This window comes from Lysinibacillus sp. BS3, assembly GCF_039614735.1.
GTDB lineage: Bacteria > Bacillota > Bacilli > Bacillales_A > Planococcaceae > Lysinibacillus > Lysinibacillus capsici.
Genome location: NZ_CP154860.1, coordinates 1,107,795 through 1,127,123 on the forward strand (window position 1 = coordinate 1,107,795; position 19,329 = coordinate 1,127,123).

A 19,329-nucleotide genomic window follows, 5' to 3' on the forward strand; every position below is an offset into this window, starting at 1 on the left:
TGGAAAGAAAGTTGGGGATCCTTTCGATCCGTTGAAAAATAGAGTCTGTTTACTCTATTCAATGTTTTGGCAAATAGCAATTACCTGTTTCACAGCTTCTGCAGAGTGCTGAAGGGCTGTTTGTTCTTCATTTGTTAGGTGCAATTCAATGACAGATTCGATGCCATTGCCACCTAAAATAGTTGGTACCCCTAAAAAGAGATCGTGGTACCCATATTCTCCTTCTAATAGGGCAATAGAAGGGATAATTTTTCGTTGATCTTTGATAATAATTTCAACCATTTGGGCACACGCTGCTGCTGGTGCATAGTAGGCACTACCATTACCTAGTAAGCCAACAATTTCACCGCCGCCTTTACGCGTACGCTCTACGATTTGCTGTAGTCGTTCCTGAGGAATTAGTTTCTCTAATGGAATGCCGCCTGCATAGGAATAACGGATTAATGGTACCATTTCATCGCCATGTCCTCCTAGGACGAAGCCTGATACATCCTCTGGTGCAATGTGAAGCTCCTGCGCCACAAACGTGTTGAAGCGAGCTGTATCTAATACACCAGATTGACCAATGATACGATTTTTGGCAAAGCCTGTTTCCTTATGACACACATACGTCATGGCATCAACAGGATTACTCAACACAACAACAATACTATTTGGAGCATAGTGTTTAATTTGTCTTGAAACCTGTTGAATGATTTTAGCATTTGTTGTGACTAAGTCATCCCGACTCATTCCTGGTTTACGTGGAATACCTGCTGTAATAACAACAATATCCGCGCCAGCGATATCTTCATATTGACTCGTGCCTTTAATGGACACATTGAATTTTTCGATGGGGCCTGTTTGTAGCAAATCCAAAGCTTTCCCTTTTGTCGGGTTCTCGGCCTCTGGAATATCAACAAGCACTACATCGCCTAATTCTTTCTGTGCTAAAAATAAACTCAGTGTGGAACCAGTGTGGCCTGCTCCAATAACAGCGATTTTATTTTTACGAAATGCCATTATGCCTCACCTCGATTATCTGTCGCCGATGTTGTTTCTGTTGTTTTTTTAGCACGGGTTGCTGCTGGTGCAGAGACAGCCTTTTTCTTTGGTGCCTCTGGTCCTTTAATCATTTTAAAGACATCTTCATCAGGTCTCGGAATGACGTGAGCGCCTAATAATTCACCAACACGCATAGCTGCTGCTTTTCCAGCCTCTACTGCAGCTTGTACAGAACCTACGTCACCCTTCACGACAATCGTCACGATGCCACCATCCACAAACTCTTGTTTGACGATTGTGACGTCTGACGCTTTAATCATCGCATCAGCAGCTTCATAAGAGCCTACTAATCCTTTTGTTTCGATCATTCCAATTGCGCTACTCATTGTCCTCACCTCTCATTACTTCCGTAGAATCAATAATACCAATGACAACTGCATCAATCGGTAACGGATTATCTTTCATAATATAGCGAGATGACCCACCACTTGTAATCAGGACATCATCACCAATACCCGCTCCTATACGATCAGCTGCAACCATTTCTGTGCGAATCGGCTGTTGATTGGAATCAATAGGTTGAATGATTAGTAGCTTTAAACCATTCAGTCCCTCTTCCTTGCGTGTTGCCCATACACTGCCTATCACTCTTCCCATTTGCATGAACTTCACCCTCTTTATGCGACACACATTGTCTAACTACTCTGAACGAATCGTTAATGTTTTATTTAACTCTCGCAGCTTATCATAAGCCAATGCTGTCACAATGGTTTTCTTTGGAACGACAATTTCTTGTGCATCGATATCGAGCACTTCTATTTGTGAAAGTAGCTTTTTGTCATAATGATAGACGGACGGTTGCTCTACTTTCTGTACGACTGGCGACTGCTCTTTCACAGTGATCATAGGTTCACTTACTTGATGATGCACGATTTCTGCAAGCGTTCCTTGCTGAATTAACCCTGCATTTGCTTCATCTGTATCAATATGCATTTCTAAGCGATAGCGCTCTGAAACACGGATAACCACATTCGATAAAATAATTGGGCGAATACCTTCTACCTTAATTTGGACAGATTGCCCATCTACGACTTGGAATCTCGCACTATCCGCTGGGGACATATGAATATGTGCCTGTGCAATAATGAGGCCTTCATTTAACACAACACTTCCCTTTGGACCAATTAATGTAACAGGACTGGAACCTTGAATATCACCAGAAATTCTTAATGGTGGCTTCAGACCTAATTTCATAGCATCTGTCCAGCTTACTTCCACTTGTGATAAGGAACGAGCGGGACCAAGAATACGCACGCGCTCAATTGACCCTTTTGGACCTGCAATTACTACAGTTTCCTCCGCAGCAAATTGCCCTGGCTGTGAAAGCTCGAATTTCGGTGTGAGCTGATAATTTTCACCAAAGAGCTGTTCAACTTCTGCTTGTGCAAGATGGACATGGCGGGCAGATACACCAATCGGAATTTTACCGTCATGTGGAGGGGAAGATTGATTTTTTAAGACTTGTTGCAGAACTTCTTCCACAATTTTTTGCACTAAATTTTCTTGCATCTTGCCTCCTCCTTACGATGATACTTTTATTAATTTACCCTGTGCCTGCTGTTCGATAAAACCAGCATTTGCTTCATCCGTATCAATGTGCATTTCCAGACTAAAATCATTGGAAACACGTACAACGACACCTCGGAAAGTGACAGGTCTATCACTTACAACTTCTACTGAAACTAATTCATTATTGCGTACTTCCAATGCTTTGGCATCTTCCTCAGTCATATGAATATGCGCTTGCGCAATGATGACTCCCTGCTGGATCTCTATTTCTTTGTCTTGAGAAAGTATTTTAATACCCGCAGAATTGTCAATATCACCTGATTGACGTAAAGGTGGTGTCACTCCTAGCTTCATGGCATCAGTGCGGCTTACCTCTACTTGGGTTGCTGGTCTAACAGGTCCAAGGACACGGACATTATGAATAACGCCTTTAGGTCCCTCAATAGAGACGCGCTCTTTTGCAGCAAATTGCCCTGGCTGTGATAAGTCGAAATCTTTCGTTAGGGTTGCATTTGGACCAAAAAGTGCTTGTAAATCCGCTTCACTTAGATGGATATGACGAGCCGAAATGGCCACTGGAAAAGTTTTTGTTGCTGTTGTCATGTTAGCCACCTCTTTATTTTGTTGATTATTTTATCAGGACAAGGTGAGAGCTGTTCTAAAGTTAGATCCAGCTCTCTTCTATAAATGGTAGTTATTTTTCCATCTATAGCGTTTGAAAGATCATGAAATTATGCTTCTGCTTTTGGTAAAATCATTTCTAATTCGTGATGTGGACGTGGAATTACATGGACAGATAATAGCTCTCCTACACGTTGTGCTGCTGCTGCCCCTGCATCTGTTGCTGCTTTTACTGCACCTACATCACCACGTACAAGAACTGTTACGATCCCGCCACCTACATGTACTTTGCCTACTAAATTAACGCTTGCTGCCTTTACCATTGCGTCTGCTGCTTCAATTGCTCCTACTAAACCTTTTGTTTCTACCATTCCTAATGCTGTACTCATTTGTCATTCCTCCAAATAATTTATTTATTTTGTAATGTGATTTGTTTTAATACTTGATCGACAATTTGTTGAACCATCGTTGTATCAAGAGTAGGTTCTTGTGAAACTACCGATTCAACCACGGACTGTACTTCGAATTCTGGTTTTGGCACTTCGACATCTTTAATGCCATACGCCATACGTTTGATATTTAATAAATGTCTTGCTGTAATGTTGTCTGACGTAATATTGCCGCCAAATGTCCCACAGCCTAATGTAAAGGATGGTGCTAAGCCCGTTGTGCCACCTACTGCACCAATTGAGGATAATGTATTAACCACAATTCGTGATACTGGTAATTCGACAGAAAATTGCTCTGCTAATGCTGCATTTTCAGTGTGAATTGAGCATGTATGTCCACGTCCTCCAATATTGAGCAGGTCAATCATCACCTGCTTGGCTTCTGTACTGTTTTCAACAACATAAAGCGCAAAGATTGGTGATAGTTTTTCAAGAGAAAATGGAATATTTTTACCAATCATTGTTTCGAAGCCCACAAGAACTTTTGTATCGTCTGGTACCGTAATACCAACAGAATCTGCTAGGCAAGTAGCTGATTTACCGACAATCTGGGGATTTACTTTCCCAGGAACTGGCGAGATCAATTTTTCCATTTTAGCTTTTTCTTCGGCATTTAATAGATAGGCACCATTTTTCTTTAATTCTGTTTGCACTTGCTCTGCAATCACCTTATCCACAATAATGGCTTGTTCTGTTGCACAGATTGTGCCATTATCGAACGATTTACTTTGCACCAATTGACGTACAGATTTTTGAATATTAGCCGATTTTTCAATATAAGCTGGTACATTTCCTGGCCCAACCCCATAGGCAGGTTTGCCAGAGCTATAGGCCGCCTTGACCAATGCACCACCACCCGTAGCTAAAATTAAATGGATGTTTGGGTGCTTCATTAGCTGCTGTGTTGCCTCCATGGAGGACATTGTTAAACATTGTAGTAATCCTTCTGGCGCACCTGCTTTTTCAGCAGCTACTCGACAAATATCTAAAGCCTCTTTTGTACATTTCACTGCATATGGGTGTGGACTAAGCACTAAACCATTTCTCGTTTTTAAAGAAATAAGTGTCTTAAAGATCGCTGTAGAGGTTGGATTTGTTGTTGGTACGATACCAGCAATAACACCGAAAGGACTTGCAATTTCGGCTACTTTTTTCATCCGATCATAGCCCACAATACCAACTGTTTTTAATTCTTTAATATCTTCATAGACATCTCGTGAAGCTACTTCATTTTTCATCTTTTTATGGTTAGGAATACCCATTCCTGTTTCTTGCACAGCCATTTTTGCTAAACGGTCTGCTTCCTTAAAGGCAGCATCCGCGACAGCCTTTACAATGTTGTCTACTTGTTGCTGAGAAAATTGCATATAGGCAGCCTGTGCTGTATTAGCATGTTTAACGGCATCTCTCATTTCCTGAATCGCTAATAAGTCTTTGTCTAATGTGGCCATAAAGCCGCCTCCCTTCTAAATCACTGGGTTTCTAGCTATATTTTCAATAGCTTCTCTGAATGCATGTGCCGCAGCCTCGCATGAAGATTGACTGCCAGTTAATAAGCCGCCCCCAAAATTGGTTTCAGATGGAGGACCAAAGAAAACCTTTAGCTCAACATCTGCAGCCTTTAATGCTGCATCTAATCCAACAACCGCTTCAAGCGGCGGAGCAATTAAATAAGCAAGTGGGGTGCCAACCTTTACATCTGCAAGCTCAGCAAGATACGTCCCACAGCTTGCCACGGTATGGGCAAACAAGGCATGATTGTCATTATTATTAATGGCTTCAAAATACGTATCAAATTCAATTTTTTGTTGAATGGCATCAAGACCACTACGAATTTCATCAGGTGAGCTTCCAGCAATAATGCCAATCACTTCACCTGACAATGGACCAGACGCATGTGCCGCTCCAGCATAAAAGCTTTTTGCATAAACAACATCGACATCTGCCTTTTTCGTCGCCTCATCTAAGGCAACATAGCCAACATCGTCGATTGTCAGTGTGACAAGCCCAATGCTATGATGATGTGGCTTTAAATCTAACTGCTCTGCTAGTTCACTGTTGACTCTTGGAATGGTTTGCATCGCCAAGATTTGCGCCATAATTTTTTGAGGATACATATTTCAGCCTCCTAACCTTCTTTTGCGACAAGCTCTACGCCACTTGCCTGATAACGCAGGATTTTTTCTACGACTGTGCCAAGATAAGCTCCCGCTTCTAATGGTGGGATACCACCCTTATGGATATTTGAAATTACCATACGTTCCGCTTCCACTGTCCCAATTCTTGGCTTGTAGCATAAATATGCACTCATCGATTCTGCTGATACGAGCCCTGGACGCTCACCAATTAGATAAACAATAACCTCTGCCTGTAGCAGCTCACCAATCTCATCCATTAAAGCAACACGCCCTTTATCGATATAGAACGTAGTACCAATGTCAATATTTAAATTGCTAAGACTTTGCTGAAGGGCTAAGTAAACATCTTGAACATTCTCCTCAATCGCACTTGCACTCAAGCCATTCGAGATAATAATCTGTACCTTTGGCTGTGGTTTACATTTTTGCTGAATCAATGCCTTTGATTCTTCTGATAAACGACGCCCTAAGTCAGGTCTTGTAATGTATTCCTCTTTATCTGTGACTTTCGTTGTGACCTGAAAGACATCAAGCTTTTGTAAAAGATCTTCTGTCACTTCGCCATATACAGCATCTACCGCAGCAGCATGATCAAGTCGGAATTTTAACCAGGTTTTCGTTTTCGGTCTTGTCCCTGCTCTTCCTACACCAATACGAGCAGGTGTATGTTTCTTAGCAGCCTGCACACTTTCACTTAACGAGCCCGCCTCAAACTGAAAGGGCTTGATCGGCACAGCGTCATTTACTGGTTGTTCGAAAGTAGCAGAAGTAACCGTCGTTACTTGCTGTGGAGCTCCATGCTGATACAGCTGAATTAATGGCTCCTGTGATGTTGCTATAGCTTCTGTTGTTCCTGAAGAACGATTTTCTACTGTATCATAAAATTTAATAAGTGGTTGTTCTGTTGGAGTAGCTGCTATTTCAGGTGTTTGGCTACCTGTACTTTTCTCCATCTTCTCCATGACAAGCTGTGTAATCATAGAAACTAATTGATCATTCACTTGACTCACCTACCTTTCAAAAATGGATAAATCGCCAGCTCTTGCTGACAGTCGACCATTTTCATAAATGCCCATTTTCTCTAACCATGCCAAATACTCTGGTGCTGGTTTTTTACCAAATGTTTGGAGTAATGTAGCCACATCATGGAAGCTCATCGATTGATAGTTGAGCATCACGTCATCGCCCATTGGCGCAGCAATAATAAAGTTAACACCAGCAGCTGTCAGCAATACACTCAAATCTTCCACATCATTTTGGTCTGCCTTAATATGGTTGGTATAGCAAATATCTACCCCCATAGGAATACCATGCATTTTGCCCATGAAATGATCTTCGAGACCTGCTCGAATTACTTGTTTATTGTTGTATAAATACTCTGGGCCAATAAAGCCAACTACAGTGTTCACAATATAAGGATTAAAATGTCTAGCAAATCCATAATTGCGCGATTCCAGTGTTACTTGGTCAATACCCATATGTGCCTCTGCCGATAGCTCTGAGCCTTGACCTGTTTCAAAGTAGAATAAATTTGGACCAGTACCTGTTCCTTGTTTTTTAATGAGCTCCTCTGCTTCTCGTATTAAATCAGCAGAAATACCGAACGAACGGTTAGCAATTTCTGTCCCTGCGATACTTTGGAAAATCATATCTGCTGGGGCGCCTTGTTTAATTGCCTTCATCTGTGTTGTAATATGAGCTAATACACAGTTTTGCGTAGGAATGGACCAATCATTGATGAATTCCTTTGTAGCTGTAAGCACTTTTTTGACACTTTCAACTGAATCATCTACAGGATTAATGCCGATAACAGCATCCCCAATACCATAGGACAGTCCTTCTTTTAGAGAGGCGATGATGCCATCAATATTATCTGTCGGATGATTTGGCTGTAGACGAGATGACAGCGTCCCTTTTTGACCAATCGTAATATTACACGTTGAAAGTATTTCAACTTTATTGGCTGCATGTACAAGATCTAAATTGGACATTAGTTTTGTAACAGCGGCAATAATCTCGGAATTCATCCCTTTACTTAAACGCTTTAATTCACGATCACCCGTGTCATTTGATAAAATGTATTCACGCAGCTGCTCGATGCTCCAGTTTTTGATTTCTCCATATATTTGCTCATTAATATCGCCCTCAATAATGCGTGAAACCTCATCATTTTCTTGTGGCACTAATGGGTTTTCGCGGATATCTTTAACTAAAAGCTCACTTAATACTGCCTTTGCTGCGATCCGTTGTTGAACCGTCTCAGCGGCAATACCTGCTAGCTGATCGCCTGATTTTTCTTCATTGGCCTTAGCCATAACATCTTTTAATGATTTAAAATTATATTTTTCTCCACCAAATATCACCGATAAGTTCACATTCATCCTCCTTACTTTGAATGGAAGGCAAGGGTCTTCACCACAACAGGAACGACGCCAGATGGCAGAACCTCTCCAATGTCGATGTAATCGCCCGTTTCCACTTTAATTTGATCGATGCAAATAATTGGTACTGTCGCATTTATGGCTTGTATGGTCTGTCCAATAATCTTTGCATAATCTGATTGAATGACTATGATAATTGGTATGTCCTTAGAGCATCTTGTCGCCAAATGTAACAAAATGGCCTGACACAATGCATGTACATCCTGAAAGCTTAAATATGGCAATTCACTAAAATAGAGGGCAAATGGCGAACGATTGTCCTGTATAGAAAATAAATCATTTGCTCTCTCTACTGCTGTCTTCACCGTCGAGTTAAAATCTGTTGAAGAATCTATATGACAATTGAAGACAGGTACATTTTTTAGTGGTAATACTTGGGCATCCACCTGAATGGTTGCCCCACTGATTTCAGTGGTTTGTGTACCAGCACCAGTCACTGTTGCACGTGCTGTTTCCTCTGGTCGTAACCATAAAAATGATTGTAGCTGTTCATGCTGAAGTAGCATTTTCGCTAATTTTTCACCAATATCATCATATTGACGCTGGGTACATTCATTTTCATAAATACAAGAGGCCACACCACCCGTAAAAACGATGGCATCCACAGGTTTATGCCAGTTTGGTAAATGCCCTAGTAATAATGGATGCTTTTCATCTCTGCATTGCCCATGAAGAATCATGGCAAGTGTTTGCACCATTTCTTCAATACAATGTGTCACTCGAATATCTTCGGCCGCATCACCGACCGCTAACGGATTAGTCCATCGTTCCATCAATCGCATGAGTGGCGGAGAAATTGATTGAATCTTGCCATCCTTAAACTCAATCAATCTACCACCAACATGTAAGGTACATGTACCAATGACCTCTCCAAATTGCATAACAGCAATATTCGCTGTCCCTCCACCAATATCGATATTGGCGATGACTTTGGATGAATTCTTTGATTGCTGTAAAGTACCTGCCCCTTTGGCAGCAATGATGCCCTCTAAATCAGGACCTGCGGTAGCAACTAAAAAATGACCTGCGCCATCTGCAATGGTATGGACAACCTCACTTGCATTTTCCTTCGTGGCTGATTCACCAGTAATGATGATGGCCCCAGTTGCAATATCAGATGGAGCAATTTGTGCCAATTGATACTGTTGAGAAATAAATTCCTCTATCTTTTTCATATCAATGATGTCTTTATTGATAAAAGGGGTTCTAATAATTGGACTTTGATGCAACACCGTTTTCTCAATAATTTCAATCCTTGGCACATGTGTTACGCCAGCCACATTCTTTAACAGAAAACTACTGACAACCATTTTTGTGGTACTTGTCCCAATATCAATGCCTGCACTAAATATTTTTTCAGTTTTCACCCTACACCTCCCTCTCGCTACTGTGAGCAATACATGAGATACGGACTATCGCTTTCCTTAACAAATTGTCGAATTTCTTCATTTGTCTGGAGTTGAATCAATGGTTCAATCAATTCAATGCCAAGCTTTTGCCAGGAAGAGGTTTTCACGATAGGGCCCTGCGTCATAACATTTTTTAATAAGGCGGTAGCCCTTTCTACATCTGCATCAGGGGCATCAATCTTGGTAATAACCCCTATTTGTATTTTGGGAATCCCTAAGCTGAATTGCGGAGGGAATACACTCCTTGCTGATGTGGCATCCTGCAAGTAAATCACATGGGTTACTTCCAAAGATGTTGCCATTATATTTCTGTAATACATTGGATTTTCAACATATTCACCTGGTGTATCAACAATCCAGTCATCATAAACGAGTGCTTGTGTTTTGTTGGCACTGCTTTCTTTGCCCAACAATGTATTCATCAATGTTGACTTTCCTGCTTGCACACCGCCTATTATCATTACTCGATTTTTCATATGACACATCCTATGATTTTGTTATTTTTGATGGTGTATAACCTAATACCTCGGATAAAAAACGATTGATTTCTAACATCGCCATTTCTACCTCTGACACACTACCAACAATAACGAGACTACCTGTAAAACGATCTAAAAATCCTAGTTTGACATTGGCAGCCTTTGTTGCTAAGTCTCCTGCAATAATTACCGTTTCACTTGGCGTACAAGTCATAATGCCAAGGGCACCTGCTTCTTGGATACCTAGCTTTTGAAACATTTCTGGATCAGGATTGGCAATAAGGTGACTCAATGTTAGCTGTTTACCCGGCACAAACTCCTGAATAAATCGTTTTTTCTCTTCACTCACACGTCATCACCTCACTTTTTAATCAATTAAGATTGTTGATCTGTTAAATACTCGCCTTCTTTGATAATGCCAGCCTTACGATCTTCAATTTCCAACCTTAATGCAGTTGGTACTGAAAGCTTATAGGCTAAAATAATCGCAATAACACCCGCTAAAAACTTCCCTGCAATAACAGGTAAAATAATGGTTGGCTGGAAGTTCGCCGTGAATGATAAGTGATCACCTAATAAAAAGGCGGAACATACACCAAATGCAATGTTAATTACTTTGTCTTTTGGTGGCATATGGCGAATTAGTGTAAACATCGCTAAAATGTTCGCAATCGTTGCTAAAATCCCAGCACTTCCTACAGAGGATAAGCCTAATTTTTTACCAGCTGCTTCAAGTGGCTTGGAAGCATACTTTCGAATTAGATACACCATTGGGAAGGCACCCGCTAGCATAATCCCGATATAACCGGCTGTTTCTAATGCTCGGAACTGATCGATTTCATCAGCCATGATTGGATCGAAGCCCCACGCGCCAAAAATCTTTGTAAAAATACCTGTAAAAATCTCAACAATAGAGAACACTAACACCAATTTAATTCCCGCATCCATTACACGACCGAATACCATGAAGCCAGTAATCATGCCGTTTGGAATAAGCTTTAAGCCTAGTGCGATTAAGATAACGAAAATGAATAAAGGTAGTAAGTTAATTAATATTTGTAAAACAGAAATGGCAAATACATATGTAGGAGCCTCTGTTGTACTAATGACTTCACGTACTTCTGTGTTGAATAGCACAATCATGATCGAAGAAATAAATGCACCAATCGGAATTGTTAAAACGCCAGCCATAATTCCTAGCGCCATGTATTTATGATCACGCTTATCCAACATCGCAAGGCCCATTGGAATTGAGAATACGATAGTAGCACCTGACATAAAACCAACAACAAGAGCCATTACCCATCCCTCATAAGACTCCTTTAATGCATTGGCTAATTGGTAACCACCCATGTCCGAGGCTAAAATCGTCGTCGCTGCAATCGCAGGATCTGCGCCAATTAACTCAAAAATCGGACTAATAAAATGACTAATAAACCATGTTAAGTAAGGTATAGCTGCCATGATCCCTGCTGCTGGGACAAAAATATGACCAACCGTATGGATCCCATTCATAAATTCTTTCCCAATTCCATACTCAGCATCTCGGATAGCTCCGATTGCCCCTAAAACAGCACAAATCATAATAATATAAACGATAACCGTTCCTATCATTGCCATCTTACTCATCACCCCTTTTTTATTTATAAATTTATATAAAAAAAGGCACTTTAAAGAAGAAATCTCTTTAAAGCGCCTTTGCTTCAACTATTGACTTGTAAGTTGTTAATAATTTGCTGTGCAATATGCACCATTTCCTGTTGTGTTTGCATGCTTTCATTGCGAATCTTACGGTAAGCCTCGTCCTCGCTTATATTTTCAGCCTGCATCAGTAAGCCCTTCGCTCGTTCAATGACTTTTCGCTTATCTAATTGTGTTTGCTTATGTAAGATCTCCCCATTGAGACGGTTGAATTTATCAATTTGATGAAAAGCAACCTCAAGCACAGGCAACACATTTTTTTCAGAAAACGGTTTCATTACATATCCTAATATATTATCCTGCTTCATGTATAGCAACAATTCTTTTTCACTATAGGCCGAGATGAAAAGAACAGGTATACCAAGCTGTTGTTCAATAATTTTACTTGCCTTTAAACCGTCAAGTTTAGGCATTTTAATGTCCATTAAGATTAACTGTGGTTTATGTAAAAAGGCTAATTCAATGGCTGTTTCCCCATTGTTCGCTTGAGCTACAACTTCGTAGCCGTTATCTTCTAACATAAACTTCAAATCAATCGCAATCAGTGATTCATCTTCGACAATCATAACTTTCCTAGTCATTTACGATAAATACCTCCTCACTTACAGGGAACTGAATTTGAGTATGTGTACCTTCATTACTAGGGATAATTGAAAATGAGCCAGCTAAATCATATTCTACAAGCCTTGTGATAATCTCCATACCAAAAGATGCCTTCACCTCTTGCATTCCAACGCCGTTGTCAGAAATATGAAGCGAAATTGTAGAATCTTCCTGAATGAATTGAATATCGATAACTCCTTCATCACGTCCGATAAACGCATACTTTAATGCATTTTGCAGTAGCTCACAAATAATGAGTGCTAAAGAGACTGCCTTTTTTGAATGGCAGAACAGCTGCAAATTTTCATGATGAAAGGCTAGTTGAATAGTTGCTGTATTAGACGTACCAATCATTTTATGACCAATTTTTTTAGCTAATGCGATAACGTCTACTCTTTCTTCAGCGTTATCTTCATTTTCTAAAATCAGCTCATACACCGATGAAATACTATAGATTCGATTTAATGCCTCTTGAAACGCACTTGCATTTGAAGCAGACAGATCATTTCGCATTTGTAAACGTAATAGACTTGTCACTGTCTGAAGATTGTTTTTCACGCGGTGGTGAATTTCTCGTATCGCAAATGTTTTCATCATTAGCTCATTTTCTTTCAGCTTAAGCTCTGTTAGATCATGAATAATGAGTAGCGTGACTTTCTCGTTATGACTGCGAATAGGAATCTTCTTCACAATAAAGGACTTACGATCAATCGTAATTTCTAGAAAAAAGACATCGTCGCCTTTATCATAGACCTCCTGTAAAAAAGGTAAGATTTTATCCAACGCTATATTGTCAAAATTTTCTAATCCAGATAGCTCCGAAATAAAATGATAGCCTGCTGGATTACTATAAATCACTTTATTTTCGTGATTTGTGAGAATAATCGACTCTACGAGTAAATCAGAAACAACTGGAATTGGTTGAGAATTAGGTTCGACAATATGCTCAATTAATGCAAACGGCATATTTTGAAAATCATCCTTCGGTGTCGTTTGCATCTTCACCATTTTTTCCTGAATCAACACAGCAATTACTTGCTGCTGCTCATTAAAAATGGGAATGACATTTTGCTCCACCGTTATGCCTTCCTGCGTAATTGCTCTGGAAATGGATGATTTTTCTTTATGTTTAAACGCAGCAAATACGGCTGGTTCAAAACTTTCAAATACGAATTTTCCGATAACTGATTTTTCGTATAAACCAATCTCTTTCTTCGGGAATGCCTCTGCCACAACAATTGCATGCGGTAAATTCTCCAACAGGCAATCTATGAACATGTAACAATCAGTCAACTCAGCATAATACGTTAGCGTAGCCTCTATTTCTATTAACTTGTCAATATCCGTTGCCGATAGATTTGTATATTTTCTACACAATGATTGAATGTTCGACAGGTTTAAGCCCCCTATCAAGGAATAGTCAGCAAGCAATTTGACTATTCTTAAAAATCTTTGTCATTATTATAAACCTTTTGTGAAATTATTTTCAATATAAAAAATATATTCTTTCACAAGATTTCGTTGCATTACAAAGAACTATATAGCTTAAAAGAGAAATATTCAACAGTTTTTTAAAGATCCATAATTTAACTACACACATAATGTTATTTCGATATAACAAAAACGAGCTTACCGTTTGGGTAAACTCGCTTCTTTTTATTTTATTTCTGGTACAACTGCTACTATATTTTCAAAGGCTGCGCGCTGCTTTTGTTCATCTTCATTTAATAAAATGTGAATATCACCATGGTCATTCGATGTACGAATTAAGCGCCCCATCCCTTGCTGCAAGCGTAATTGCATGAAAGGTAATTCCACTTCCTCAAATGGGTTTTCGGCAAATGTACGTTTCGCATCAAATAATGGGTCCTGTGGAGGAAACGGTAAATCATAAATAATCACACGAGTTAATGCTTCCTCAGGCAAATCTAACCCTTCCCATAAATGATATGAACATAATGTTTTAACTGTTCCTTGCTGGAAGTCTCGAACAATGGCTGATAGTTCTCGATCTCCCTCAAATGCTACATACATACGTTCCATTAGCGGTAATTCTGCCTTGAAGTTTAGCATGGCTTGCTTCGATTTAAACAAAATCAACGTTTGCTCACCATCAAGCAGCAACTGCTGAACACGCGCTGTTTTGTCTCGTTGTGTAAGCTCATGTAAATAGATTTTCATAACCTCTTCATAGTCGAATGGGGATGGCACAGAAAATGATTGGTAATCTCGAATTCCTAAACTATAGGCAATATAAGAAAAGTCTTTATTGACCGATAGAGTGGCAGAAGAAAAGACGATTGGAAGCTTTTTAGAGAATAATTTTTCTGCTAAAACTTCTGTGATTAAACGAGGCATAATGACGAGCGTTTCTTCACCATCTGTTTCCTCTAACCAATCTACTGCATCTCCCTGTGCGATGAAAATACGCAACGAAGCCTCATATTGATCTAAATATTCTTCCGCCATATTTAGCTCATATTCAGGTATCATGTACATTTCTGATTCAAAAACGAATTCTTCCATCAATGTTTCTACATCATCTATTAATTGCTTCCCGTAAGTAAGCAATGTTTTTGATTTGTTTATGCGTTTGCGATCTTCATTAGAAGCGACAATATCATCACGAAGCTGATCAAAAAATAGTTCATGATCATCCTGTAATTTCTCCATTGCATACAGTGTGCGCTCGCGTACACCATCTACCATCAAGCGCTCCAGTAATTGCACGATAGTCGTCGCCTGTACTTTATAGGTCATCGCTTTTTGCGCAGCATACTCCAATAAATGTCCTTCATCCAGCACCATCATTGATACCTCAGGCAGTAATGCTAACTGACCTTCACGCTCACGAGATTCCTTTGTAGCTAAATGCTCCATTAGAAAATCTTGTGAACAAATAACAAGATCGGTTGATTTTCGATAATGAGAGCGATGCAATGTTTGCCCACAGCGATTACGAAGGTCACAAACCGAACATTGCATAATCGAATTGTAATTAACCTTTTGCCAATCCTCATCACTGACTGTTGGATAATCACTGCGTTCCCCATATGGATGAACAGCAATCATCGAACCTTGTGCATAAACACCATCAGGGATAGAAAAGGAAATATCATCAATCCATTCATCCGACTCCACTTTCTCTGCTTCCTCAAAGCGTTTTAAGCATAAATACTGATCTCTCGATTTTGCTAGACGAACATCAATATCAAGTCCTAACGTTTTTTGGAGTTTATAAATATCGCCCCCCTCTTTTACAAGTTGGTCGATTAATGTTTCATCTGCACAAGCAATCAACGCAGGTTTCCCTGTGTAACGTGCGTAGGAAATAGCTGGAAGCAAATAAGCGATCGTTTTGCCAGTTCCCACTCCTGCCTCTGCAAAGAGAACATTTTTTTCTTTTAGTGCTTGTTCTATTTGATAAGCCATAAAGATTTGCTCATCACGGCATTCAAAGCCCTTTTCTGGTAATTCATCATAAAGAACATCGCCCATCCAGTCACCTAATGAATCGAAAAATGAACGGTCCTTTGATAATGCAAATGGTAAAGATTTACGCAATTAATGTTCCCCCTCTAACTATCTGGTGCTATTATACGCGACGAAACGGAAGATAAGAAAAAATCTTATCTTCCGTTACTATTCGTTAATCTCTTTTAGACTTTTGACCCCAGAACTGATAATAATTTGTTTCAATAAAACCATTAAATAATTTACGTTTTTTCGTCGCTTGGCGTCCATATAATTCTTCAAAATTCTTCATGGAGGATAGCATATATACAGACCAAGTTGGATAGTTTTTCATGACCTTCCCAACATCGCGAATCACCTGTTCCACGACTTCCACATCACCAATACGCTCTCCGTACGGCGGGTTCCCAATCATGACACCATCCGTTAACTGTGTTGTAAAATCACGTGCTTGCATTTGCTTAAACGTGATTAACTCTCCAAAGCCTGCTTCCATTGCGTTTTCTTGCGCAATGCTGACCATGCGGTGATCAATATCGGAACCAATAATTTCCAACGGCTGATCATAGTTCGCTAAACTATCTGCTTCATCACGAACCGCATCCCAGATTGCAGCTTTCATCCATGGCCATTCCTCAGAAATAAATTCTCGGTTATAGCCTGGCGCTATATTTTGTCCAAACATCGCCGCTTCCAATGCAATAGTACCAGAGCCACAGAATGGGTCAACAAACGGGCGATTTGGATTCCATTTTGAAATTTGTACAAGTGCAGCTGCTAATGTTTCTTTTAATGGTGCCTCACCTTGAGCCTGACGATAGCCACGCTTATGTAGGCCAGCACCAGATGTATCAATCGTTAGTGTCGCCACATCTTTTAAAATTGAAACCTCAATTTTGTAAGTCGCTCCAGATTCATCTAAAAAGCCAAGTCGCTTATAATGCTGTTTCATTCGCTCAACGATTGCTTTTTTGGTAATGGCTTGACAATCAGGTACACTAAATAATTTCGATTTTACGGACTTTCCTGAAACAGGAAAAGCAGCGTCCACTGGTAAATACTTCTCCCAAGGGAGTGCCTTTACACTTTCAAATAATTGTTCGAACGATTTTGCTGGGAATTGCCCAACAACAATCTTTACACGATCCGCTACACGTAGCCATAGATTGGTACGCGCAATCGCTGTTTCATCGCCTTCAAAATATACTTTGCCATTGTCAACGGTTGTTTCATAGCCAAGTGCTTTTACTTCTTGTGCCACAATAGCTTCTAAGCCCATTGCTGACGTAGCTACTAATTGATAGTTTGCCATAGATTATTTCCTTCCTTGATGCTCAATTTCCCAATACTCCATAAACTCCATCAATTCGTTTAACGGGAGTGGTTTGCTGTAATAATAGCCTTGGATAATATCACAGTTCATTTTACGTAGTATATCCACTTGTTGTGCTTGTTCTACACCTTCAGCAACAACTTTCATTTTTAAGCGATGGGACATTTGAATAATCGCATCTACAACTGCCTGTTTTTCATCGAGTGATCCAATATGCTGGATAAAGCTACGATCAATTTTTAAACAATCTAATGGGAAGCGAACCAAATAGCTTAAGGATGAATAGCCAGTCCCAAAATCATCGATTGAGATTTTAAAGCCTAATTGTTTTAAACGAACCAATTTACTAACTGTCTCATTGGCACTGTTCATCACCGTTCGCTCTGTCACTTCTATTTCAAAATTGTTAGCTGGCATATTATAGCGCTCTAATATTGTTTGTATCGACTCCAAAAAATTCTGCTGTTTAAAGTGAATGCTCGAGATATTAATGGCGACAGGTGTTTTCCAACCATATTGTTGCATTTGAATGACTGCCTCACATGCTTTTTCGATAATAAGCTCACTTAATGGAATGATTAGACCTGTATCCTCTGCATAAGTGATAAACTCAGCAGGCGAAACAAAGCCTAGCCTCTCGCTATTCCAGCGGACTAGTGCTTCTAAACCTTGAATCTGCTCATTTTCCATAGAAATCTTTGGCTGAAAATGTAGCTCAAATTCACGGTTTTCTATTGCTCTTCTTAACTCAGAATCTAGCAATAGCACTCGTTGTGCGTCGGTTTGCAGTTCATCAAAATAGAAGGAATAGCCGTTTAATTCATTCTTTTTTGAATAAGTCATCGCTCTATCTGCACAATTGATCAGTTCTTCTGTGTTTTTACTATCAACTGGATAAACGCTAATACCAATACTTGTAGAAATAAAAACTTCCTGATCATTTATCATCATTGGCTGTTCAATACTACTAATAATTTGTTCAGCAAATTTTGCAGCCTCTTTCACATTTTTCACATTGGTTAATGTAATGACGAATTCATCTCCGCCATATCTTGCAATAATATCTTTATTTTTCAGTAATTTTTTTAGTCGATTTGCTACTTCTATTAAAATTGAATCTCCAACAGCATGGCCTAATGTATCATTAATTTGCTTAAATCGATCCAAATCTAAGAAATAGATCGCATGCTGCACTGAATGAGAAATAGCAGAAGTCGATTCCAAGAGATTATCCATTCTTTCGATATAGGCAAAACGATTGGATACATCTGTTAATGAATCCGTGAGCAAACGCTTTTCTAATTCATTTTCTACTATTTTTCTTTCAGACAAATCTGTGAAAATACCACAGTAATTTGTAACCTCACCCTCATCGTTGGTTACACAAACAATTGTTAACCATTCAGGATATACGTCTCCAGTTTTACGACGATTCCATATCTCACCTTGCCAAATGCCTTCTTGTCGTATCTGCTCCCACATCTCTAAATAGAACGGCAATTCATGTACACCAGATTGTAAAACGGCTGGCGTTTTTCCAACCACATCATCACATGTATAGCCTGTCACAAATTCAAAGGCAGGATTAACCATTACTATTTTTTTGTATTCATCAGTAATCATGATACCTTCAGATACATTTTCGAAGATTTTAAGTATTAAGGAAGTCGGATATTTAGATATCAGTTTCAGTTTATCCGTACTTTCCCAATTGTTTACTCCGTTCATGTTTCCGCTCCATCCTATCTCTCTATACTCCCTCTCAGAAGGGCATTTACGTCAGGCCAACCACTATGTAATCTATTACGCTCGGTGTAATTGTCACTGACGCTTCTCTTTCGTGCAATGAATGCGTCCAGATTTTTCGAATTTGCTCGAAAAGCGCCTCAAGTAAATCTATGACAATCGCCGAAGGCATTCTCTTGATAAACAGGTAACCATACACCTAAACTGATAAACCATTTATAGAGGTGGTTGTTATACCTGGCGTTTGCTTACAATACAAGTATGTGAGCAGTCAAGATCAATACATCACATTGATGCTATAACCGTTTTCAGATGTTGTGACTTAGAAGCGGTAGCGATACTTCTCAAACGTATAGCGCATACCAAGACTTGATTAACAAGG

General features: G+C 39.6%; 19 protein-coding genes. All 19 read right to left on the reverse strand.

The genetic code is table 11. The features are described from left to right. Positions 1-54 precede the first annotated feature (54 nt). Positions 55-1,002: a malate dehydrogenase gene (mdh, locus tag AAJG31_RS05845; RefSeq protein WP_016991928.1), complete on the reverse strand. Its 948-nt coding sequence runs from the start codon at positions 1,000-1,002 to the stop codon at positions 55-57. Further along, positions 1,002-1,370 carry a BMC domain-containing protein gene (locus tag AAJG31_RS05850; RefSeq protein WP_016991930.1) on the reverse strand — a complete coding sequence of 123 codons (369 nt, stop codon included), beginning with the start codon at positions 1,368-1,370 and terminating at the stop codon, positions 1,002-1,004. Before AAJG31_RS05850 ends, mdh begins: the two co-directional genes overlap by 1 nt. Further along, positions 1,363-1,647, reverse strand: coding sequence for a EutN/CcmL family microcompartment protein (locus tag AAJG31_RS05855; RefSeq protein WP_004269324.1), 285 nt, complete (start codon positions 1,645-1,647; stop codon positions 1,363-1,365). Before AAJG31_RS05855 ends, AAJG31_RS05850 begins: the two co-directional genes overlap by 8 nt. A 36-nt stretch (positions 1,648-1,683) precedes the next feature. After that, the gene (locus AAJG31_RS05860; RefSeq protein WP_009370493.1) at positions 1,684-2,553 is read right to left on the reverse strand and encodes a phosphate propanoyltransferase; all 870 of its coding nucleotides are present in this window, start codon (positions 2,551-2,553) and stop codon (positions 1,684-1,686) included. Between the two features lie 12 nt (positions 2,554-2,565). Next, the gene (locus tag AAJG31_RS05865) at positions 2,566-3,156 is read right to left on the reverse strand and encodes a phosphate propanoyltransferase (RefSeq protein ID WP_054550779.1); all 591 of its coding nucleotides are present in this window, start codon (positions 3,154-3,156) and stop codon (positions 2,566-2,568) included. Between the two features lie 128 nt (positions 3,157-3,284). Continuing rightward, a complete protein-coding gene (locus tag AAJG31_RS05870) occupies positions 3,285-3,563 on the reverse strand; it encodes a BMC domain-containing protein (RefSeq protein WP_004269321.1) in 279 nt (92 codons plus the stop codon). Positions 3,564-3,583: 20 nt separating this feature from the next. Then, positions 3,584-5,074: an aldehyde dehydrogenase family protein gene (locus tag AAJG31_RS05875; RefSeq protein ID WP_054550778.1), complete on the reverse strand. Its 1,491-nt coding sequence runs from the start codon at positions 5,072-5,074 to the stop codon at positions 3,584-3,586. Between the two features lie 15 nt (positions 5,075-5,089). Beyond that, entirely contained in the window at positions 5,090-5,740 is a 651-nt protein-coding gene (gene eutL, locus AAJG31_RS05880; protein WP_036077522.1) for an ethanolamine utilization microcompartment protein EutL, read from the reverse strand. Between the two features lie 11 nt (positions 5,741-5,751). Further along, a complete protein-coding gene (eutC, locus tag AAJG31_RS05885; RefSeq protein WP_054550777.1) occupies positions 5,752-6,762 on the reverse strand; it encodes an ethanolamine ammonia-lyase subunit EutC in 1,011 nt (336 codons plus the stop codon). 9 nt (positions 6,763-6,771) lie between these two features. Next, positions 6,772-8,142, reverse strand: coding sequence for an ethanolamine ammonia-lyase subunit EutB (locus AAJG31_RS05890; protein ID WP_008176446.1), 1,371 nt, complete (start codon positions 8,140-8,142; stop codon positions 6,772-6,774). A gap of 5 nt (positions 8,143-8,147) precedes the next feature. Continuing rightward, entirely contained in the window at positions 8,148-9,569 is a 1,422-nt protein-coding gene (locus AAJG31_RS05895; protein ID WP_054550776.1) for an ethanolamine ammonia-lyase reactivating factor EutA, read from the reverse strand. Positions 9,570-9,586: 17 nt separating this feature from the next. Next, a complete protein-coding gene (locus AAJG31_RS05900) occupies positions 9,587-10,087 on the reverse strand; it encodes a EutP/PduV family microcompartment system protein (protein ID WP_054550775.1) in 501 nt (166 codons plus the stop codon). Positions 10,088-10,097: 10 nt separating this feature from the next. Beyond that, on the reverse strand, positions 10,098-10,439 hold the full coding sequence (locus tag AAJG31_RS05905) for a BMC domain-containing protein (RefSeq protein ID WP_004269314.1): 342 nt from the start codon (positions 10,437-10,439) through the stop codon (positions 10,098-10,100). Between the two features lie 26 nt (positions 10,440-10,465). Continuing rightward, positions 10,466-11,710, reverse strand: a complete 1,245-nt coding sequence (gene eutH, locus AAJG31_RS05910) for an ethanolamine utilization protein EutH (RefSeq protein ID WP_054550774.1) — start codon at positions 11,708-11,710, stop codon at positions 10,466-10,468. Between the two features lie 83 nt (positions 11,711-11,793). Further along, positions 11,794-12,372 carry a response regulator gene (locus tag AAJG31_RS05915; RefSeq protein ID WP_004269312.1) on the reverse strand — a complete coding sequence of 193 codons (579 nt, stop codon included), beginning with the start codon at positions 12,370-12,372 and terminating at the stop codon, positions 11,794-11,796. Further along, positions 12,365-13,825, reverse strand: coding sequence for a histidine kinase N-terminal domain-containing protein (locus AAJG31_RS05920; protein ID WP_026023345.1), 1,461 nt, complete (start codon positions 13,823-13,825; stop codon positions 12,365-12,367). The genes AAJG31_RS05915 and AAJG31_RS05920 overlap by 8 nt, the downstream gene beginning before the upstream one ends. Positions 13,826-14,050: 225 nt before the next feature. Beyond that, positions 14,051-15,958 carry an ATP-dependent DNA helicase gene (locus AAJG31_RS05925; protein WP_279494515.1) on the reverse strand — a complete coding sequence of 636 codons (1,908 nt, stop codon included), beginning with the start codon at positions 15,956-15,958 and terminating at the stop codon, positions 14,051-14,053. A gap of 85 nt (positions 15,959-16,043) precedes the next feature. Beyond that, positions 16,044-17,180: a class I SAM-dependent RNA methyltransferase gene (locus AAJG31_RS05930; RefSeq protein WP_115673409.1), complete on the reverse strand. Its 1,137-nt coding sequence runs from the start codon at positions 17,178-17,180 to the stop codon at positions 16,044-16,046. A gap of 3 nt (positions 17,181-17,183) precedes the next feature. After that, positions 17,184-18,929 (reverse strand): GGDEF domain-containing phosphodiesterase, encoded by a 1,746-nt coding sequence (locus AAJG31_RS05935; protein WP_054550770.1) that lies wholly within the window; start codon positions 18,927-18,929, stop codon positions 17,184-17,186. Positions 18,930-19,329 lie beyond the last annotated feature (400 nt).

What these genes read in the sequence shown, in the direction of transcription:
- mdh (WP_016991928.1), bottom strand. Translation starts at nt 1,002, where the DNA reads ATGGCATTTCGTAAAAATAAAATCGCTGTTATTGGAGCAGGCCACACT.
- AAJG31_RS05850 (WP_016991930.1), bottom strand. Translation starts at nt 1,370, where the DNA reads ATGAGTAGCGCAATTGGAATGATCGAAACAAAAGGATTAGTAGGCTCT.
- AAJG31_RS05855 (WP_004269324.1), bottom strand. Translation starts at nt 1,647, where the DNA reads ATGCAAATGGGAAGAGTGATAGGCAGTGTATGGGCAACACGCAAGGAA.
- AAJG31_RS05860 (WP_009370493.1), bottom strand. Translation starts at nt 2,553, where the DNA reads ATGCAAGAAAATTTAGTGCAAAAAATTGTGGAAGAAGTTCTGCAACAA.
- AAJG31_RS05865 (WP_054550779.1), bottom strand. Translation starts at nt 3,156, where the DNA reads ATGACAACAGCAACAAAAACTTTTCCAGTGGCCATTTCGGCTCGTCAT.
- AAJG31_RS05870 (WP_004269321.1), bottom strand. Translation starts at nt 3,563, where the DNA reads ATGAGTACAGCATTAGGAATGGTAGAAACAAAAGGTTTAGTAGGAGCA.
- AAJG31_RS05875 (WP_054550778.1), bottom strand. Translation starts at nt 5,074, where the DNA reads ATGGCCACATTAGACAAAGACTTATTAGCGATTCAGGAAATGAGAGAT.
- eutL (WP_036077522.1), bottom strand. Translation starts at nt 5,740, where the DNA reads ATGTATCCTCAAAAAATTATGGCGCAAATCTTGGCGATGCAAACCATT.
- AAJG31_RS05890 (WP_008176446.1), bottom strand. Translation starts at nt 8,142, where the DNA reads ATGAATGTGAACTTATCGGTGATATTTGGTGGAGAAAAATATAATTTT.
- AAJG31_RS05900 (WP_054550775.1), bottom strand. Translation starts at nt 10,087, where the DNA reads ATGAAAAATCGAGTAATGATAATAGGCGGTGTGCAAGCAGGAAAGTCA.
- eutH (WP_054550774.1), bottom strand. Translation starts at nt 11,710, where the DNA reads ATGGCAATGATAGGAACGGTTATCGTTTATATTATTATGATTTGTGCT.
- AAJG31_RS05915 (WP_004269312.1), bottom strand. Translation starts at nt 12,372, where the DNA reads ATGACTAGGAAAGTTATGATTGTCGAAGATGAATCACTGATTGCGATT.
- AAJG31_RS05930 (WP_115673409.1), bottom strand. Translation starts at nt 17,180, where the DNA reads ATGGCAAACTATCAATTAGTAGCTACGTCAGCAATGGGCTTAGAAGCT.
- AAJG31_RS05935 (WP_054550770.1), bottom strand. Translation starts at nt 18,929, where the DNA reads ATGAACGGAGTAAACAATTGGGAAAGTACGGATAAACTGAAACTGATA.